At 55.8% G+C, this 19,257-nt stretch carries 17 protein-coding genes; 9 read left to right on the plus strand and 8 right to left on the minus strand.

Going from position 1 to position 19,257, the window contains the following annotated elements:
• Positions 1-34: 34 nt before the first annotated feature.
• Positions 35-2,290, plus strand: a complete 2,256-nt coding sequence (locus tag OHL22_RS11430) for a S1 family peptidase (RefSeq protein ID WP_263337143.1) — start codon at positions 35-37, stop codon at positions 2,288-2,290.
• A 19-nt stretch (positions 2,291-2,309) separates the two neighbouring features.
• On the opposite strand, the gene OHL22_RS11435 is transcribed toward OHL22_RS11430, so the two are convergent.
• Positions 2,310-2,684 (minus strand): VOC family protein, encoded by a 375-nt coding sequence (locus tag OHL22_RS11435; protein ID WP_263337146.1) that lies wholly within the window; start codon positions 2,682-2,684, stop codon positions 2,310-2,312.
• Positions 2,685-2,686: 2 nt separating this feature from the next.
• The gene (locus tag OHL22_RS11440; protein ID WP_263337148.1) at positions 2,687-2,869 is read right to left on the minus strand and encodes a hypothetical protein; all 183 of its coding nucleotides are present in this window, start codon (positions 2,867-2,869) and stop codon (positions 2,687-2,689) included.
• A 105-nt stretch (positions 2,870-2,974) separates the two neighbouring features.
• Between OHL22_RS11440 and OHL22_RS11445 the strand changes: the two genes are divergently transcribed.
• From OHL22_RS11445 to OHL22_RS11460, 4 genes are all read left to right on the plus strand, one after another.
• Positions 2,975-3,250, plus strand: coding sequence for a hypothetical protein (locus OHL22_RS11445; protein ID WP_263337150.1), 276 nt, complete (start codon positions 2,975-2,977; stop codon positions 3,248-3,250).
• 159 nt (positions 3,251-3,409) lie between these two features.
• The gene (locus tag OHL22_RS11450) at positions 3,410-3,688 is read left to right on the plus strand and encodes a hypothetical protein (RefSeq protein WP_263337152.1); all 279 of its coding nucleotides are present in this window, start codon (positions 3,410-3,412) and stop codon (positions 3,686-3,688) included.
• A 95-nt stretch (positions 3,689-3,783) separates the two neighbouring features.
• Positions 3,784-4,821 carry a GTP 3',8-cyclase MoaA gene (gene moaA, locus OHL22_RS11455; RefSeq protein WP_377819179.1) on the plus strand — a complete coding sequence of 346 codons (1,038 nt, stop codon included), beginning with the start codon at positions 3,784-3,786 and terminating at the stop codon, positions 4,819-4,821.
• A gap of 179 nt (positions 4,822-5,000) precedes the next feature.
• Positions 5,001-5,951 carry a GGDEF domain-containing protein gene (locus tag OHL22_RS11460; protein ID WP_263337154.1) on the plus strand — a complete coding sequence of 317 codons (951 nt, stop codon included), beginning with the start codon at positions 5,001-5,003 and terminating at the stop codon, positions 5,949-5,951.
• Between the two features lie 18 nt (positions 5,952-5,969).
• Here the strand turns inward: OHL22_RS11460 and era are convergent, their stop codons facing one another.
• The 5 genes from era to OHL22_RS11485 all read right to left on the minus strand — a co-directional run bounded on the left by era (position 5,970) and on the right by OHL22_RS11485 (position 13,810).
• Positions 5,970-7,115 (minus strand): GTPase Era, encoded by a 1,146-nt coding sequence (gene era / locus OHL22_RS11465; RefSeq protein ID WP_263337156.1) that lies wholly within the window; start codon positions 7,113-7,115, stop codon positions 5,970-5,972.
• A 6-nt stretch (positions 7,116-7,121) separates the two neighbouring features.
• Entirely contained in the window at positions 7,122-8,477 is a 1,356-nt protein-coding gene (locus OHL22_RS11470) for a hemolysin family protein (RefSeq protein WP_263337159.1), read from the minus strand.
• On the minus strand, positions 8,474-9,088 hold the full coding sequence (ybeY, locus tag OHL22_RS11475; RefSeq protein WP_263337161.1) for an rRNA maturation RNase YbeY: 615 nt from the start codon (positions 9,086-9,088) through the stop codon (positions 8,474-8,476). The genes OHL22_RS11470 and ybeY overlap by 4 nt, the downstream gene beginning before the upstream one ends.
• A gap of 74 nt (positions 9,089-9,162) precedes the next feature.
• On the minus strand, positions 9,163-10,197 hold the full coding sequence (locus OHL22_RS11480) for a PhoH family protein (protein ID WP_263338889.1): 1,035 nt from the start codon (positions 10,195-10,197) through the stop codon (positions 9,163-9,165).
• 388 nt (positions 10,198-10,585) lie between these two features.
• Positions 10,586-13,810: an FG-GAP-like repeat-containing protein gene (locus OHL22_RS11485; protein WP_263337164.1), complete on the minus strand. Its 3,225-nt coding sequence runs from the start codon at positions 13,808-13,810 to the stop codon at positions 10,586-10,588.
• 610 nt (positions 13,811-14,420) lie between these two features.
• Here OHL22_RS11485 and rpsT point away from each other — a divergent pair.
• Entirely contained in the window at positions 14,421-14,711 is a 291-nt protein-coding gene (gene rpsT / locus OHL22_RS11490; protein ID WP_263337167.1) for a 30S ribosomal protein S20, read from the plus strand.
• A 95-nt stretch (positions 14,712-14,806) separates the two neighbouring features.
• Here rpsT and OHL22_RS11495 read toward each other — a convergent pair whose 3' ends face one another.
• Positions 14,807-15,580 carry a hypothetical protein gene (locus OHL22_RS11495; protein WP_263337169.1) on the minus strand — a complete coding sequence of 258 codons (774 nt, stop codon included), beginning with the start codon at positions 15,578-15,580 and terminating at the stop codon, positions 14,807-14,809.
• Positions 15,581-15,718: 138 nt separating this feature from the next.
• Here OHL22_RS11495 and glmU point away from each other — a divergent pair, with 138 nt between their 5' ends.
• The 3 genes from glmU to OHL22_RS11510 all read left to right on the plus strand — a co-directional run bounded on the left by glmU (position 15,719) and on the right by OHL22_RS11510 (position 18,757).
• On the plus strand, positions 15,719-17,128 hold the full coding sequence (glmU, locus tag OHL22_RS11500) for a bifunctional UDP-N-acetylglucosamine diphosphorylase/glucosamine-1-phosphate N-acetyltransferase GlmU (RefSeq protein WP_263337171.1): 1,410 nt from the start codon (positions 15,719-15,721) through the stop codon (positions 17,126-17,128).
• Positions 17,129-17,341: 213 nt separating this feature from the next.
• Entirely contained in the window at positions 17,342-18,448 is a 1,107-nt protein-coding gene (locus OHL22_RS11505; RefSeq protein ID WP_263337173.1) for an HD domain-containing phosphohydrolase, read from the plus strand.
• A 30-nt stretch (positions 18,449-18,478) separates the two neighbouring features.
• Positions 18,479-18,757, plus strand: a complete 279-nt coding sequence (locus OHL22_RS11510) for a 4a-hydroxytetrahydrobiopterin dehydratase (RefSeq protein WP_263337175.1) — start codon at positions 18,479-18,481, stop codon at positions 18,755-18,757.
• Positions 18,758-19,257 lie beyond the last annotated feature (500 nt).

Consider the following 19,257-nt stretch of genomic DNA (forward strand, 5'->3'; position numbering starts at 1 on the left):
GTAGTGTGGCTTGCGCTGGATATTTAGCCATCGATTGAGTTTGCTGCTTGGCCCGGCAATTGTTGTCGTGGCCGGCTGCGGCGGACATGTCTCTGCTTTCGGCCCAGACTCAGCAAACTTATCCATCCATGCGGATGCAACTCATCTCGACACCAACGGGACGACGCGGCTATCGGCAACGCTCGCGAGCGGTGATCCAGCGAATGTTCAGTGGAAGCTGACGGGTGGCGATCCGAATGCCGGGGTGGGCAGCATCAATGCGGAGGGGGTCTATACGCCTCCCGCATACCTTACGCGGGACTCGGTCTCTGTGCAGGTTGAAGCGACTGCTACAGGAGCCACATCTGCCGCCAATACGTCGGCAGCCTCCCTCGCGCTTACCGTGACGCCTGGGTTCCTGCAGCCGCTTTCTCCGGGAAATTTGTCGGTGGGGGCGAATGGATCAGTAACTGTTTCCGGATCGATTGCTGAAGTTGGCGGGAACGGCGGCATTCATTTTTCACTCGCCACGGACCCAACGGGAACGCCGAGCACAGAAGGCAGCCTAAGCGCGCCGGTCTGCAGGCGCGAAGCTGTGGATGGGACAAACCCCGCGTATACCGTTTGCTCCGTTACTTACACTGCTCCGGCGTCGGTTGCGGCCTCCCATGCGGTGTATCTGCTCGGATCGGCGGGCTCCGGGAAACCGTCGAGCTGGACGCGAATTCTGTTGAATGCCGCTGGCATCAACAGCGACCCGGCAGCGCATCAGGCGCGTCAGTTTCTGCCTGTACCGATGGGTTCCTCGGCGGGAAGCAACGCTGACTACGACTCCAACGGCGGAAAGCTGACAGACTGCTGCGGAGGTACGCTCGGAGCGCTGTTGCAGGACGCGAGCGGCAACCAGTATGTGTTGAGCAACAACCATGTCTTCGCGCGCAGCGACCAGGCCATTCCGGGAGAAACCGTAATTCAGCCGGGGCTGATCGACAATGGCTGCACCCCGTACGGAATCGGACCAGGGACGACGCCTGTGGCGACTTTAACCGGGTACCCGGCGCTCAGTTCCGCGCAGACCAATGTGGACGCGGCAATTGCGCGCGTCTCGCCCGGCCTGGTGGATAGCAAAGGCAATGTTCTCGAACTGGGCACGCGACAACAGGATGGGACGCTTGCAGCAGCGCCACCAGGCATTTCCTCCACAAATGGACAGGGGGAAAAGGCGTCTCTGGGAATGATGGTGGCAAAAAGCGGGCGCACTACCGGGCTTACCTGCGCTCCGGTTTCGGCGGTCAATGTCGATGTGCTGGTGGACTACTTCACGGATTGCGCCGAGACGACTCGGTCCATGACGAAGCGCTTTACAGACCAGATTGCAGTCTCGGGAACGGGTTTCTCCGACGCGGGAGACTCGGGTGCGCTGGTGGTGGATAGTTCCAATGCCGAACCGGTTGGACTGTTCTTTGCCGGGGGAACCGATGTACACGGAGTTGAGCAGGCGATTGCCAATCCTGCGTCTGAGGTGCTGAGCGCACTGGATCATCAGGTATCGGGTACGAATGGTCCCACCAGTTACTCCTACATTGGCGGACAGGATCACTCGGTGACCTGTGTGAGCTATGACACCAACAGGAATTCTCCGGAAGCCGGCACAATCGCCTTGACGGCGAATGAGCAGGAAAAAGCCGAAACCGCAATGCCGCTTGCGCAGTTGCTGATCAATCCGTCTGCTGGCATTGAGCGGGTCGGAATCGGCCAGAGTAAGGACCATCTGGGCACGGCTGTCATTCTGTTCTACGTCAACCCGCCGGTATACCAGGCGGCAGTCGCCAATGGTCTTTCCCCTATCCCGGCATCCGTTCGCTCCGTAACGACGGGCGTTTTGCCCGTTTCAGCGCTGAATCCTGACGCGAACGCTTCTACCTCGGTCACGATTCAACCTCGTGCGGGTTCATTTGCCTCGGCTCTTGCAGAAAAAGAAAAGATTGCGGCGAGCATACTGAAAACCGGCTCAGCGATCTTCGGAATTGGCGTAGGGCAGAGTCTGGACAACCCAGCGGATGCCGCGCTGGTTGTCTTCATTGACCGCAATCAATTCGACGGAACGCTACCGGAAGCTCTTGAAGCAACCGGTCAACGTGTGCGGCTGGTACTAATGGACCGGCTGCACGTGACACGCGCACATGGAACTCCGTTGTCTGGTGGTTCGGCTTGCCCGGTGTTTCACCGAACAGAATCCGGAATCAACGGATTTGATCCGTGGCGCGAGACTTCCAGTCCTTTCAGCGAAGTTGCTCCCGACGAAAACTAAGGCTGGCAACGCACCAGGTCTATGCGTCCTCGGAAGCAGGTTCCCAAAGCTCGACGCGGTTTCCTTCGGGATCGCGAAACCACGCAAAGCGCCCATAGGGAGAATCGTCCCGCTTTGGATCGATCCAGGCACCCGCAGCACCAAGTCGTTCCAGAACCTCATCGATCTTGTCGACGCGAAAGTTCAGCATTGCCGGCTGTTCCTTCGATCCAAAATACTCCGTCTCCTGCGGGAAAAACGTAAAGACAGTTTGACCGTGAGTTTCAGGCCCCTCAAAGACCGCCTGGCCATACTCGCTCAGCGGAACGCCGAGGTGATCGTGATACCACTGGTGCAACTCTTTGGGAGCACGCGCCCGCAGAAAAACGCCGCCAAGTCCTACCACTTTTCCCATCGCTATTCCTCTCCTTCGGACGACTCGATGATTTCCTCAAGACTCTGCTTGTGCTTTTGATCGCGAATCTGGTCCCGAGGCTTTTCTTCCAGAATACGGCTCGGCTTTGGTTGCCCTACCCGGTCACGCGCATTCGACTTCACCGCCTTGGTTACAGAGAACTTCTCTTCTTTTCGCTTCGTCATGACACTCCCGAGTATGGAATACTTTGGAGCGGGAAGCCATGGCTTGATCGAAATTTGTTTTCCAGGTCTTCGGTTCCCGTTTTGTAGTAGTTGGGAGTTGTTTGCATGTTAGAAGAGAAGGACTTTTTCAACGAAACCACTGAGCTGCGGACTCATACGCTGGTGTGCCCGCACTGTGGTCAGGCAAGTGAGTTCAAGGTTAACTGGGTGATTCGCCGCAAGCGGGCGCAGTTGCCACGAAACGCCGATGAGCGGGACCGCGCACGATTTGCAAAAGCGCAGCCTTACATGGTGCGCAAAGACGATCTGGTCGCCTGCGGAAACGTGCGATGCCGCAAGCGTTTTGAGATCACAACGCTGCAAACCCTGGCGTTTCTGTAGGCAACACGCTGTTTCAGGCAAAGAGCCATTTCCGGGCAGGCAAATATGTCCCGGAATCCCTGTTTTCTTCACCGCATCGTATTGCATCTTTCCCGGTGCGGCGATTTACAATCACGTTGAAGCGATACAAATTTCTACTCACGGCTGGAGATACGAGACATGGCGAACACCTTTCTTCCCCCGGAAGAGCGCAATCTGACACCAGAACAGGTTGAGGCGTTGGATCGCCGGCGCGATTGGGGGTTGACGCTACAGGTGATCGCCGGGCAGTTTGCCGTTATCGCTGTGGTGCTGTCGCTGTGGGTCGGCCAGGATCTGACCTATTCGCCGGGCTGGATGCATCCGATGGCCTATTACTTTGCATTGGCTGTGTCCATTGTTCTGGTTTGCGGCGCGACGGGCACAATCATGCGCCGCGGCACCGTGCGGCTTGACTAATCTTGTTTTTGAGCAGCATCTGCTGATGCCGAACATCTTATGGGTATGATCCGCAACAGCGGATCATATGTTGTGTCCTGAGATACCCTATATAAGTGGCGGCAATTCCCCAGTTCGTCGAAGCTTCAGCTTCTTCCTCACATCCACTTCGGGATAGCCATGGTCGCGCGATCACGGATCTGCGTGTATCGGTGACAGACCGCTGCAACTACAAGTGTGTGTATTGCCGGACCGGACAGGCCGGGGCGCAATATGCGGAGCTGCGGACAGATGAGTATCTCCGGCTGATTCGTGTTTTCGTCGATCTCGGCATAGAGAAAGTGCGGTTGACGGGGGGCGAACCTTTGCTGCGCCGGGATCTTCCCGATATGGTCCGCGAACTTGCCGGATGGCGTACTCCCTCCGGCCATCCGCTCGATCTGGCTATCACGACGAATGGACACTTGCTCGACGAACTGGCGAAACCGCTGAAGGAAGCAGGATTAACCCGCATCACGGTAAGCATGGATGCAGTCGAAGAGGCTGCGTTCGAGCGCGTTACACGGGTTCCTGGTAGTTTCAACGCGGTTACGCGTGGCATTCGTGCTGCTCAAGACGCGGGATTCGGAAGAATCAAGATCAACTGCGTGCTGCTGCGTGGATTCAACGACGACCAGATCGAAGCTTTCGGCGAATTTGCGCGGCGGGAAAATGTAATCGTCCGCTTCATTGAATTCATGCCGCTGGAAGAAGACCGGCTCTGGAGTCCTGATGTGGTTGTCGGTTTGAGAGAGATAGTCGAACGCCTGAACAGAGTGGCTCCGCTCACACCTTTGCCGGCAAATTCAGTAAGTGAAACAGCACGACGGTATGGATTTGCCGATGGCAAAGGTGAGATCGGCGTCATTGCGCCTGTAACGCAGGCGTTTTGTGGAGCCTGCAGCCGGGTCCGGCTGACCTCAGACGGGAAAATCAGGACGTGCCTGTTTTCGAATTTCGAGCATGACGTCTATGGCCAACTGAGAAAAGGCGCGTCAGACGAAGATCTGCGCAAATTCATCGTAAACACTGTGGAGAAGAAGGAAGCACGGCACCACATAGGTGAACCCGGGTTTCTGAAGCCATCCCGGTCTATGGTTCATATCGGCGGCTAAGTACTGCCCGTTACTGGTTATTGCAGCGGCCTTACCGTCGCGTATGATCGATATGAACCCTCCCCCGGTTCTTGTTAGCCGCATTCTTTCTGTTGGGCGTAGTCCATATGCACGAGGCTGTGGCAAACCGGGGTCCACTGGACGACTTGCTGGTCTTCCATGAATTAGCTCGTGCACTCATGTCTGAGCTAGATCTGAGCTCCATTGTGCGCACCGTGAGCGAATACACAAAACGCTACATCAAGGCTGACTTGTGGGCGCTATTGATGCTGGATCCGCAAAGGAACGAGCTGTACTACGTCTCCGTAGATGGGCAAGAGAATCAGCGGCTAGGTGATATTCGCATTCCAGTTGGCGAGGGACTCGCCGGTTGGGTTGCCCAGCATGGAGAGACGCTTCTAGTACCGGAAGCTTCTCCCAACTCGCGGCTTGGATCAGCCGCCGGAGGAATAGGCTTTGTCGTTCGCTCAGCCATTGGCCTACCGATACGCGGACGTAAAGGGACACTTGGAGTGCTGGAAATATTTAATCCGCACCCGGATGCGAACTCCGACTATCTCATCGCGTTCCTGCATATTCTTGTTGATTATGCTGCAATTGCTATTGAGAATGCGCAGGACGTCGCACGCATTCAGCATCTGACTATTACAGACGATGTTACCGGCCTGTACAACGCGCGTCACCTTTACAACCTCTTGAGTCAGGAACTCGAGGCTGCACAGAAGCACTCCAGCGCGCTCAGCATGGTGTTTCTCGATCTCGATCGCTTCAAGGAAGTGAATGATCAACATGGTCATTTGATTGGCAGTGAGCTACTGGCCAAGGTAGGGCGTTGCCTCCAAACACTCAGCAGACCGAGCGATAAGTGCTTCCGTTACGGCGGCGATGAATTTGCCCTTCTTATGCCCGGAACTACGCGCGAGCAAGCTTTACAACTGGCACGCGCCATCCATGAGAAGCTCGCGCAAAGCATCTTTGTGTTCGGGAATGATCTCAAGCTTCGTATCAGAGCCAGCGCCGGAATTGCTACCTATCCTGGAGACGGCAGCACTGTCCATGCGATTCTAGGCGCGGCCGATCAGCGCATGTATCACGTGAAAGCCACGGGCCGTGGACGCGTGGAGGCATGAAAACGGGCAGCGCAAAATCTACGATTCGTTTTTGTCTGGCTCCTCAACAGCCTGACGTGCCGCCATTTCTTCCATCTGCTTGCGCCAGTCGAGGGTTTCGATAAATCCGCGCGACTCGCGCCAGCCCGGTTCGACGATCACGCGAAGTTCAAGATAGACGCGAGTACCTAGCAGAGACTCAATCTCTTTGCGCGCTCCGGCGCCAATGGCCTTGAGCTTCGAGCCGCCTTTGCCAATCAGGATCGCCTTCTGTCCGTCGCGTTCACAGTAAATTGCGGCCGCGATACTCGTCAGCGGCAGCTTGGGTGCTGCAAATCCACCGCCTTTGATGGGACGCGGCTTCTTCGGCTTTGTACTCTCTGGCGGCGGCTCTTCAAACCGCTCAATCACGACTGCCGACGCATACGGGACTTCCTCGCCGGTTTCCATCAGAATGCGTTCCCGGATGAGCTCGGCAACGAGAAAGCGCTCCGGTTGATCGGTGAACTGTTCTGGCGGAAAATAGCGCTCGCCTTGCGGCAGATACTCGATGAGCTTGGTAAGCAGCATATCGAGGCCATCTCGCTTGCGAGCGCTGATAGGAATGACTTCCGTGAAGGCGTGCTGCTGACGTAACCGCTCAATCAGAGGAAGCAACTCTTCGCGGCGTACAAGATCAATCTTGTTGATGACGAGAAAGACCGGACAATCGAGCTTGCGAATCAAACCCAGAACGAATTCATCTTCGCTCTTCCAGCCTCGGCTGTGGCGTGGCAAGGCTTTGCCCTCTGGTGCGGGGCCTGCGGAAGGTGAAGTCCCTGCTTCCTCCGCATGAGCTTCACCAGCTTCCGGCTCATCGAGTTGCAACTGGCGGCTGGCGTCCACCAAAAGAATGACGATGTCGCGCTCCTCAAGAGCGTCGTAGACCTCTTGCAGCATGCGCCGGTCAAGTTGCGTGCCGGGCTTGTGCACGCCTGGCGTATCGACAAAGACAATCTGCGCCGCAGGCAATTTGCCGGACTTGCCGGTACGTCCGGCAGGAACTTCAAGAACGCCCGTGATCCGATTGCGCGTGGTCTGTGGCTTGCTGGTAACGATAGCGACTTTTTCGCCGACGAGGGCATTGAGCAAAGTGCTTTTGCCCGCGTTGGGCCTGCCAAGGATAGATACAAATCCGGAACGCAATGCGAGTTACTCCACTTCCAAATGGTTTGAGGACCGGGTTTCATCCTCGGGAAAACTTGCATCATCCGCCGAGGCAGCAATTGTGGGCTGAATGGCCTTTATGCGCAGCTGCTCCACGCGGCGATCGGTTGACGCTATCACTTCCAGCCGCACCGAGCCAACCTCGACCACTTCACCGGGCAGAGGAATTCGTCCTTCGGCTTCGCTGACCAAGCCGCCAACGGTCTGCGCTTCGTAATCCTCTTCAGGATGCCATTCGGGTCCAACCAGTTCGGCAAGCCTGTCCACAGGGAAGCTGCCTGGGATCAGCCAGACACCGTCGCCTTCAGACTGCGGCTCTTCCACCCGCGTGTCTTCCTCTTTTTCGTGCTCGTCGCTGATGTTGCCTACAATCTCTTCGAGCAAATCTTCAATCGTAACCAGCCCGGCAACTTCACCATACTCATCGATGACGATACGCATGTGCTGCTTTTCGCGCTGCATCTCGCGCAGCAGTTCATAGCCGCGTTTCGTCTCGGGTACCAGAGCCGCCGGGCGTTGAATGCTGGCTACCGTACGGGTGCGTGCAGCAACATCAGTAATCTGCAGCAGGTCATGTGCGAAGGCAATGCCGGTGATGGCGTCGAGCGTGCCCGCATAGACCGGTACACGCGAGTAGTTATGTTCGCGCAGAGACTCGAGAAATCCCTCAAGTGACAACGACTCCGGCACGGCAAAAATGAGAGGCCGTGGCGTCATTACATCGCGCACCAGCTTGTCGCCGAACTCCACAGCGGAACGCACAAGAGCACGGTCGCTTTCTTCAAGAATGCCCTCTTCTTCGCCTGCCTCAAGAAGAGCTTCGACGTCCCCGGCTGTTTCTTCTTCCTCGGTGATTGGCTCCTCGGCCAGCGTTGCTATCGAAAGCAGAAAGCTGACAAACAGCGTTACGGGAGAGATTAGAAGAAACAGAAACCGAATCGGCCAGATGAGGCGTACAACCCATATCCCCTCAGTGCGCTGAAAGAGCAGAAACGGAATAAGCTGCGTGCATACGACCGTGATCATGACAATGGCGAGGATCGCCTGGGCGATCTCCTCACCCGTCGGACGGCCCAGCTGAGCACCGTGATCGAAGAGAATGGCTCCGAATTCCAGAGCCATGAACCCGACAGCAAGCGTAACCAGCACTGAGGAAGCGACAGCGGCGCGCTCGCGGGACATGCGCAGCCGTGGCTCGACATGCTGTTCCCATGCATCAAGATTGTCCTGCACCTCGCGCGAGAGAATCTTGCCGAACTCCGCGTAGACGCGCGCCATGTAGGCCGCCAGGGAAACGATGGCCGCCAGGGCAGCGATCAGACATATCGAACCGATGCTCATGATCTGCCGCTCCGCGTGGCATTGGTTCCAGGCTGCTTCCCTGATCTTCCGGATGTGGCCGGACTCTTGCTGTGCCGTGTTTTCTCAGGCCTCGCGATATCGGTACGCTCGATCAATCCCAATGGAAGGCCAAGTTTCGCCCGAAGACGCGCCTCTTTACGCGCCATCTCACCGTTATCGGCCTCATGATCGTATCCAGCCAGATGCAAAAGCCCATGCAGCATCAGAACACGCAGTTCGATGGACAACGAATGCCCCTGGCTCTCAGCCTGCTTTGCTGCAGTCTCCACTGAAATGGCAAGGTCTCCTGCGTGTCCACCGGCTCCAAAGAAACTATCGACGGCTGCTGGAAACGACAGCACGTCCGTCGCCTTGTTTTTGTTGCGATACCGCCGGTTAAGGCTGCGGATGCCCTGGTCCGTAGTGAGCAGAAGCGCAACCTCGCCTTTCAGCTTCACTGCCTCTTTGGCATCTTGCAGATAGCGCGCTAACGTTACCCGGCCAGGCAGCGGTGAGCGGCGACGTGCGCCGTTTTTCGACGCGGCTTGAGCCTGTTTCAGCCGGGGAAAGCCGCTTACGGCCTCGGGTTGGTCTGGATCGAAAAGGATCATCGTAACGCGGGGCGGATGCGCTGCACCCGCCCCGGATACTTTGATGATACGGGATTCTTAACTTAACCGCAGTTTTACTGCGGCTTCGAGGTCTTCGAAAGCTGGCCGGGATGCTGCACCGGACGGTTTTCTGGACCATCCCCCATATCGAGTGGAAGCTCCTGCTGCTGCGATTTCCCTTCGTAGGCGCGAATGATGCGCTGCACGAGGGTATGCCGCACCACATCCACGTCTTCAAAATGGCAGAATCGAATGCCTTCCACGCCTTCAAGCAGGTTGATCGCGTCTACCAGCCCTGACTTCTTGGGATTGGGCAGGTCGATCTGCGTGATGTCACCCGTGATGACCGCCTTGGAGTTGTTGCCAAGGCGCGTGAGGAACATCTTCATCTGCTCAGTGGTGGTGTTCTGCGCCTCGTCCATGATGATGAAGGCATCGTTGAGAGTACGGCCACGCATGAACGCAAGCGGGGCGACCTCGATGATGTTCTTCTCTAGCATCTTTTCCACGCGCTCCGGTTCGCACAGGTCGTAAAGAGCGTCGTATAGCGGCCGCAGGTACGGATCTACCTTTTCCTGCAGCGAGCCAGGCAGAAAGCCCAGCCGCTCGCCGGCTTCTACCGCCGGGCGCACGAGAATAATACGGCTGACCTTCTTCGCGTTCATAGCAGCTACGGCCATGGCAACAGCGAGATAGGTTTTGCCGGTGCCGGCGGGGCCGACGCCAAAGACCATGTCGTGCTGCTCGATGGCAGCGATATACCGCCCCTGATTGACTGTTCGTGGCTGCACGGTCCGCTTAACGCCAGCTGAGCGCTGCTTCGAGGCCTCAGCCACTGCGCGCAACGTCACGGCAGGATCTGCGACCACCAGCTTCAGCATGGAATGCAGTTCCCCGTTGTGCGGGTGGACGCCGGCGCGGCGCAGTGATTCGAAGTCGGCAAAGATCCGCTTCACTCTGGCCACGCTTTCTTCCGGCCCTTGGACGTGTATCGCGTCGGAACGAAGATCGATTCGCACACCGAGCGAGTCTTCCATCAGTCTCAAATTTTCGTCACGGGTCCCAAACAGGGGCTCAAGATTCGGCGTGATCTCCAGAGTAGTCTTCAGACGGCCTCCATTGCCGTTGCCCAAAGGCACGGCGGGTTACAGTTACAGTGAGTTGGATGCTTATGGGACTGGATCGGTCGAAAGCGGTGAAACTTGAGGACGGAGGCGATACAGGTGCAAACGAAGCCTCGATCGGCCAGTGTGCGGAGCGGGATGGCGTAGGCGGCCAAATCCTGTATCTGCGAAGAGAGTAGCGCCGGTTTGCTTCAGACGTCAACTCCACTCTCGATGAATTTACTGGATAGGGGATGTTAGCGGTATCGGAGTCGGCAACGGAGCGAGAAAGGTGAGAGTGGAAAGTCGAACGCCGCCCCGGGATTACTTCCAGGCGGCGTTCGTCTTTACCTTCTGTCTCGCAGGCCACGCGAACTCATTGAACTTGATAGAGTTACTGCACGACAAGCGTGATGGTTGATGTGTGCGTAATCGTTGAGCCACCGGAAGCAGCAGTAGCTGTCACGGTGACCGTTGAGCTTCCGGTCGGCGTTCCAGGGTCGGTTGGAGTTGTCGAGCCGGAACTGTTACCTCCACTGCACCCTGTCATCGACATCATGCCACCAAAAGCCAGGAGAAGCACCATCGTCAGCCAGCGGCTTTTCCGGCGCGGAATCAACAGGCAGAGGAGGCCCGCCGCAGCGATTCCGCCCCATTTGCCGGCTGCACTGTTGTCGGCGCGAAGGCGGGCATTTGCCGACGCAGCCGTGGTCGAAATTGTGAGCGTGGTTGTTCCAGAGCTGCCCGCCCCGACGGTCAGGCTCGCGGGAGAAAAGCTGCAGGTGGTCTCCTTAGGCAGTCCGGAGCATTGGAAGGATGCACTGGCGCTGAGGCTCGCATTGGTTGACACGGTGAACTGCAATGTCCCACTCGAACCCTTCGCGATCGTAAGTGTGGATGCTGCGGAGGTAAAGGTAAAGTCAGGAGACGGTGGAGGAGGAGGCGTTGCCACGGTAATAGTGACAGCGGCCGAAGTGTTCGGGTTAAAGTGACTGTCGCCGGAATAAACAGCCGTGATGATATGCGAACCGGCGGCGAGTTCAGACGTTGTCATGGATGCTCCAACGCCTCCGCTTCCGATCTGCGCTGTACCGTCATAGAAAGTGATAGTGCCTGTCGGAGCTGGCTGGCTCGAGAGAGTCGCTGAAAGTGCTGAGTTCAACGTGAGAGATTGCCCCGGAGTGATGCTGGTAGCGGATGGGGTCACCGCAAGCGATGTTCCACCTTGGTTCATGAGGAAGGCTGTTCCACCGGAAGTACCGCCAGAGCCGATGAAGCTCGAAGTGTTATCCCCAAGGAAGTTTCCAGCCAGTAGATCGCCGCCCAGAAACAGATAATGGATTGGGGCTGCAAACTGTCCGCTACCAGTCCCGAGACTGACAGATAGCACTCCCTCCTGCCCGTCGCCAATCAAGTCAGGAATTCCGTCGCCATTCACGTCCGCATAACTCCCATAGAGATTGACAGTTTCGTCGGTTAGAGTCACAGCCGTGCCGAACGTACCATCGCCATTGCCTGGAATCTGCTGGCTCGCGCTTCCAGGAACGAAAACGCCGTTTTGATAGACCATGGGAGTAGCTATAAGAGTAATGTCGGGATTTCCATCCTGGTTATAGTCAGCCGTGAGAATCTGATCGACTGAAATTGCCGTGCTCACAGTGGCAGGAGCACCAAAGGTACCGTCACCATTGCCTGTCAGAAAGGTCACACTGCCTAGCCCATTTTCACCCGCATCGCCGTAAACAAGATCCAGCGGCTTGTTCTTTCCATGGAAATTGCCTAGGGCCAGTGTGAAACCGTCTGTGCCGTACGGAGTAAAAACCGGAGTTTTAAACGTTCCGTCGCCATTGCCAAGCGCGACGAGGTATCCGGATGGGACTGCAGTGCCTCCACCGCAGGAGTTGTCGCCTGGATAGGCAAAAACGACGTCCATTTTGCCGTCACCATTGATATCGCCGGTTGCTGCGTCAAAAAGGAGACAAGCCAATTTCGTCGGCGGCTGAATCACGAAGACAGGCGTCTTGAGCGTCCCGTCCCCTTTTGAGAGAGCTACCCCTGCAGTACCGTCATCGCCTGTAAAAACAACGTCCTGCAATCCATCGCCATTGAAATCCGCTGTAATAGGTTTGATGTTGAGCACTGGATAAGCCGAAGGCGGCAGAGCGGACACATAGCTGAATTTTCCTTTTCCTCCGGATAGAGCAGCTATGAGCGACTGATGCCCGGTACCCAATACATCGGTAACGCCATCGCCATTCAGATCGAGGGCTACTTCGCCCAGGAACCCAGAGGGTGTAAAGGTCGGTGTCTGGTTCGAATAAAGCAGCGGAGAAGTCTGGAACGTGCCATCGCCGTTTCCTAGTCCGAGGCCGATGTAGCCGCCGAAATTGAGATTGGCAAAATCAGCTTTCCCGTCTCCATTGAAATCGGCGATGACGGTTTGCAACGACGGTTCAATAAAATTTGCATAGACACTGCCGGTTCCCGCGATCGGCCCAAAGGTCCCGTCGCCATTACCTAGATATGAGATCAGCGCGCCATCGCTCTCAACAATCAGGTCGGGTTTTCCATCGCCGTTGATATCCGCCACCTGGTTTTCGTAAGAGGTCTGCCCTCCAGCTACCAACTGCGGTGTTTGAAATGTACCGTCGCCGTTGCTCAAGGCCACATAGGTGCCTGCCGAGTTGTTCAGGACAAGATCAGCCCGTGTTGAACTGCCCGTCAGACTTTGGGCTTGGAAAGTTGAATCCATTCCCGTCGTAAGGATGGATGTCGGAAAATCGACTATCGACAATGGGCTCAGATTGAACGTGCCGTCGCCGTTTCCGTGAAGGACGTTGACGTAGCTCTCTTGCGAGCCCTGATCCAAATCAAGCAGAAGATCAAGTTTTGAATCGCTGTCAGCATCGCTCAACACAGCAGCAATATGGCTTATGGGTATCTTCGCGCCGGACGGAACATACGCCTGGTATGCCGCCGGTGTGAATGTCGCGGAGCCATCATTCGCAAATGTCTGCAGCAGTACTTCATCGTTGGCGACACTGCCATCGCTGTAAACGATCCCGGCCACAATGTCCGGAGTTCCAGAGGATGTCGTGGCACCGACCGAAAATGCGTAGCTGTCTACGAAGAGACCGTTGGGATTCGGAAGCATCAACATCGTCGGCTGTGCGAATGTGCCATCTTTCTGGTTCAGTGAGACCAGCAGGCACAGAAACTTGACATCGGAGAGGAAAGGCTGGAAAGTACCACCTCCCAGAATCAGGTCGGGGTAACCGTCTCCGTTAAGGTCTACGACCTGAGCATCGTTGAAATACGGAGTGAATATTCCATTTGCGGTTACGGGAAGACTTGAAGAGATCGGCGCCTTGAACCCGCCGCTTCCATCGTTCAGGTATACAGAGATGCCGACACCCGGATTGACGACCATCAAGTCCGGTTTTCCATCCTTGTCAAAATCGCCTCCAACCATGAAGGACCCTGACTGCCCAGCATCAGCGATGATTGGCGAGGCGTAGAATCCCCCGAAGGACGGCAAGGAGGGCGCGGAGGTTTGCGGGATCAGTCTGGGCTTCCGTTTGGAAGCGAGCGCGGCATTCGAGGTTCCAAATCGTTGCATCCGAGACAGCGCTGCATAATTGTGGGCAGATTGTCCCGCAAGAATGTTTGCCTGAGAGCTGAAGGGCCTGGTTGGAGTCTGCTGTGATTGCAAGCTGAGTGAGGACGTTGCGGCAAAGAGAACTAAGGTAAGTGCAACCAAGAACCGGCGAGTTAACATCACTTCTCCGAAAACACAAATCAACCTGAGACTTTTTCGATCAAAGTCTTCTGGGACCGGCTCACTGTCAAAACCGAGTCATTCAGGCTGGGATTGAATCCGATGGAACGATAACAGACAGACTGTCGAGTTACCAACCGGATATCTCAGGGCCATTCTTAATTCGTTTCGAGAAGTCACTTCTTGACGAGAAACTCCCTCTCTTCGCAGGCACACTCCCCTCATTCATCGAGCTCGTGCCTGCATACCGACCGCACCCATTTCGGCTCAGCCTAAGGAATTGGCGAATTGACCCCAAACACAGCTTCGCGTAGACTAAGTAATTGCGAGAGCTGCGGTTTTACACCCGGCTCATCCCCGCTTTGAGATTCACGCGCGGGGTTCTGAATATCCCTTCACAAAGGGCAAATGAGATTCCCCCGAGAAGCGGGGCAAGAGAAGGATTGTTTCGATGGCTAATCATGTTTCGTCGCTCAAGCGCAGCCGCCAGACCGTCGCCAAGACGGAAGTGAACCGCGCCAACCGTACCCGTGTTCGTGGCAGCCTGCGCCTGATGCGCGAAGCTCTGGTCAAGGGTGATGTGGCCGCGGCCCAGACACAGTTCCGCGCCACCGTTTCGGCTCTTGATAAGAGCGTGCAGAAGGGTGTGCTGCACAAAAACACCGTTTCGCGTTACAAGAGCCGCCTCAATGCGCGCCTGAAGACACTTGCTCTCTCCGGCGCTTCGGCGAAGAAGGCGTAATTTTCCCTTTTTCCTGAAAGCATCACTAACGGCGACGGGATGATCTCCTGCCGCCGTTTTGCTTTCCACCTCTACGTCTGACCCTCTTCCAAGGCTCACTGGGTGCTGAATGCAACCCACTTACCTGCCTGCAAACAACGGTAGGTCGGTGCGCGGTCCAAAACGGAATCAGCAATACAATCATGCTCGGGAGCAGACGGCCGTTTCGTCATACCAGCCTCGCCGTCACGTATCTGTTTAGGCGTCGCGGTATCAATTCCCCAATCGAAACCCAACTCTCCGGTCGCTTCGTCCCGCTGCAAGCGACTGGTCTCAGCGGCTACTTCCAGTACCGCGGGCTCCGAGGGTGAGCCACCGGCAAGGAACGCCAGCAGGGAAACCTTGCCATGGGATGAGCATAGAACAGCCCAATCTGCCACACCCGCTCGTTCAAAACTGCCGTGGATTACATTTTCAGGACCATGCGCTCCATAAGTTTGCGGAATGAGACATCCGCGAGACGTCAACGCGCTCGCAATGACATCCGGCAGATCCGGGAAGGCATTCACCGGTAAACGATGGATTCTATATGGTACTTGTTTACCAGCCGCCGCAATGTGGCCGGTTTCAAGCAGACCGGGCGGCTCCTGGCTAACGGCTCGGGCAGAAGCGCACATGAACAGAAGTGCGGCAGCGATAATCGCGAAACAGTTGCTGACATCTGGTACCCGGTAACTAAGGGAAAAGCAGAATACCCCTGACGCCCGCGATTGAAAAATCCGATGCATCAATGAGTTTCCTTCTTTCCCTTCTGCATAGGTGCATTCATGCTGAGGCGTCTGCCATGATGAAACGCTCCCGAGCATACGGAATGCTGCGTTCCAGGTCAAGGAGCCACCGGCAGCCCCTTTCAGCAACCGGAATCTACAACTTCCCCTTGTGAATGTGCGAATTGACTCACCGGGCAGAGCCGCTTAGTTTCAATGATGATAGCGTCGCTGGCATGCCAGCATCGATGGAGGAACTGAGTGAGTTTAGCAGTGGTGATCATGGCAGCCGGCAAAGGCACGCGATTGAAATCCAGACGGCCCAAGGTGCTGCACGAGATCGGCGGCAAACCACTGCTGGCGCATGTGATTGCGGCAGCCTCGAAAATTGTCGATCCGTCGGACATGTACGTTGTCGTTGGCCACCAAGCAGAGCACGTGGAGGCCGCCGTCGCTGCATCCGGTGTCAGGTTTGTTCTGCAGGCCGCGCAGCTCGGAACCGGTCATGCTATCCAGTGCGCCAAAGAAGCCATCGCGGCTTACGATCAGGTTCTGGTTCTCTCCGGCGATGTGCCACTGATCGAGACAGCGACAATCGAGCGACTACGAGACTTTCATCTGCGGGAATCAGCGGCCATGACGATTCTGACCGCGCTACCGGATAATCCGTTCGGATACGGCCGTATCGTCCGAAAAGCTTCCGAGACAACGCCGGCGAATTCTGTTGAGGTTGAAGCCATCGTGGAGCAGAAGTCGCTGTCCTCGCAGCAGGAGCCGATCGCAGAAATCAATACTGGCATTTATGCCTTCGGCGTGACGCCCCTGCTGGCGCATCTGGACGAACTCAAAGCCGAAAACCGGCAACAGGAATACTACCTCACAGATATGGCGAAATTGCTGGTGGAAGCTGGCGAACGAGTCGTCGCAGTCGCCGCTCCGAGCGCGGAAGAAGTCTTAGGAGCCAATACGATCGCAGAACTCGTTGCTCTTGACGCTACACTCCGCACCAAAACTGCCGAACGGCTCATGGCCGCAGGGGTCACTATCTTTCGTCCTGAAAGCTGTTGGATCGACGCAGACGTCGAGGCCGGACCGGACACTGTCATTGAGCCTCATGTGCAGCTTCTCGGCAAAACCCGAATTGGCTCGGATTGCCTGATCCGTTCTGGAACCGTCGTAGAAAATTCCTCCATAGCCGATAACGTGCTTATCCGGCAGAGTTGCATCATCACAGATTCAACCGTGGGCAATGACGCGAAAATAGGGCCTTTTGCTCATCTTCGACCTGGGAGCGAGATCGGCGAGGAAGCGCATATCGGCAACTTCGTCGAAACGAAAAAGGCCAAAGTAGGCAAGGGCGCAAAGGCAAGCCACCTGACCTATCTAGGCGACGCGATCGTCGGTGCGGGATCGAATATTGGCGCAGGTGTCATCACCTGTAATTACGACGGAGTCAACAAACATACAACCGAGATCGGAGAAGGCGTTTTTGTTGGCAGCGACTCAACACTGGTTGCGCCCATTGCCATCGGGAATGGAGCCTACATTGGGGCCGGATCCTGTATTACAAAAGAGGTTCCGGCAGACGCTTTGGCGGTCGGCCGCAGCCGCCAGGTGACTAAGGAGGGGTGGGCGGCGGCACGACGGGCAAGACGCAATCAAAGTTGTTAGACGGCTAGAAATTTATGCTTACGTCAACTTTTTCAGTAGTTCCCTCATCCTGATCATGTAGCTTTGTTGCAATATTTGATAACCGAAATCGTGCTTAGATCATCTTCTGTAGCCGTAAATTTTTGGATTGGCAGTCTATTCTGCACTTACTAAAGTGCACAAGTCAGTCATAATAGGTCTCACCAGGTAACCGGTGCGTTTGAAGGAGTCACTATGGGGTCGCCGGCACGAATACTGATCGTAGATGACGAGCCGCACGTGCGCTCCATGCTGTCAGCGACCCTTGAGCGTCAAAACTTTCAGACCGTTCTTTCTGGAACTGCTTCAGAAGCTCTGGATTACATAGACCGGCAGCACTTTGATCTTGTACTGACCGACATGGTCATGCGTGATGGCAATGGATTAGGTCTGATTGAGCGGTTGCATATCAACCACCCGCAGACCCCTGTTATTGTCGTCACTGCCATTCAGGACGTTACAGTAGCGATATCGGCGATGCGCAAAGGGGCTTACGATTATCTGCTCAAACCCTTCGAACGCAACCAGTTAATCGCCGCTGTTCGCAGAGCATTGGATCATCGCAAAACGCTGCGTGAGAACGAAAGCTACCAGCAAAACCTCGAGCAGATCGTGCATGCGCGCACAGAGCTGTTGCATCAGGCCATTGAAGACCTGGAACGATCGTATGACATCACACTCGAGGCACTCGGCGATGCGCTCGATCTAAAGGACTCGGAAACCGAAGGCCACTCCAAACGGGTCACGGCCTATACCATTGCGCTGGCTAGGGCTATGGGCATCGGATCGGACCAGATCAAGGTGATTGCCCGCGGAGCCTTCCTGCACGATATCGGTAAGATGGCCATTCCCGACGCAATACTGCGGAAGCCGGGCAAGCTGACACTCGCGGAGCAAACCCTGATGCGGGAGCACTGCGAGCGAGGCTATAACATCCTGCGAAAAATCCCCTTCCTCGCAGAAGCCTCCGAGATCGTCTATGCCCATCAAGAGCATTTTGACGGCAGTGGATATCCTCGCGGCCTGCGTGGGAACGACATTCCAATCGGCGCCAGGATATTCGCTATCGCCGATACTCTCGACGCGATCACCAGCGACAGGCCCTATCGCGGCGCAAAGAGCTTCGATGTAGCTCGCCTGGAGATTCTTCGCTGCTCAGGAACACAATTCGATCCAACCATTGTCGAAGTATTTCTGAAGATTCCAAATGAGTTGTGGATTGAACTCCGAACCGAAATCACGGGCCAGACTCCTTCATTTACCCCGACAAACACTGCACAGGCTGCGGCTGGGGCTGACTAGACCCAACCGATTTCATTCTGGAGGTCACAAATGTCAGCGCTTTTCCACTCCGATCTTACCCAGCGGCTTTCTGCGACTCCCGCATGGAAGTTGCAGGATGGAGCCATCACCCGGACCCTCTCTTTTCCGGACTTCGTGGCAGCCATGACATTTGTGAATCGTGTCGCCGAAGCCGCGGAGTCGGCTGGCCATCATCCCGACATAGATATTCGATACAACAAAGTGACGCTGGTTCTATCGACCCATGATGCAGGCGGAATCACCGAAAAGGACTTCCTACTCGCGTCCGAGATTGATCGCCTTGTCTAGCCCTAATCCTTCCAGAGCCTGAACTCGCCTTGGCCAGATCAGATATCCCTGCCATCATTCTCAGGTTCGGGGTGCAGGGCCGGCTGCGAGCCTATGGGATTTTGGAGCTTGGAAAGAGTTTTTCGATGCCACCAAGCGACCGTCAAGCCGCCTGCCACAGCCGAGGCTAATGAGATCAGGCCTAATCCCAGAGCTCTGGCCATGGGCTTTACAGAGGCTTCGCTCTGGCTTAAATCCTTATTTTTGCTATTACTTATCAATGCGCCAAACCTTCCTGCCAATCTTTACCCTTCTCTTCTCTCAACGTTTGAATCCGCCGAGATTTTTGTTCAAAACTGACCCCATCGATCCCAGATATTTTGATTTTGGTATTTGCTTTCTCCGGAATCTATAGTATCGTGTAGATATTGCAAACTGAAGCGGTAAGAGTCTCCCGCTTCAGTTTGCAAGTAAGTTGCGTCACTGGCCTCCCGGCACGAACAGCGAAACGTTCGTGCCGT

This window comes from Acidicapsa dinghuensis (assembly GCF_025685685.1).
Classification (GTDB): domain Bacteria; phylum Acidobacteriota; class Terriglobia; order Terriglobales; family Acidobacteriaceae; genus Acidicapsa; species Acidicapsa dinghuensis.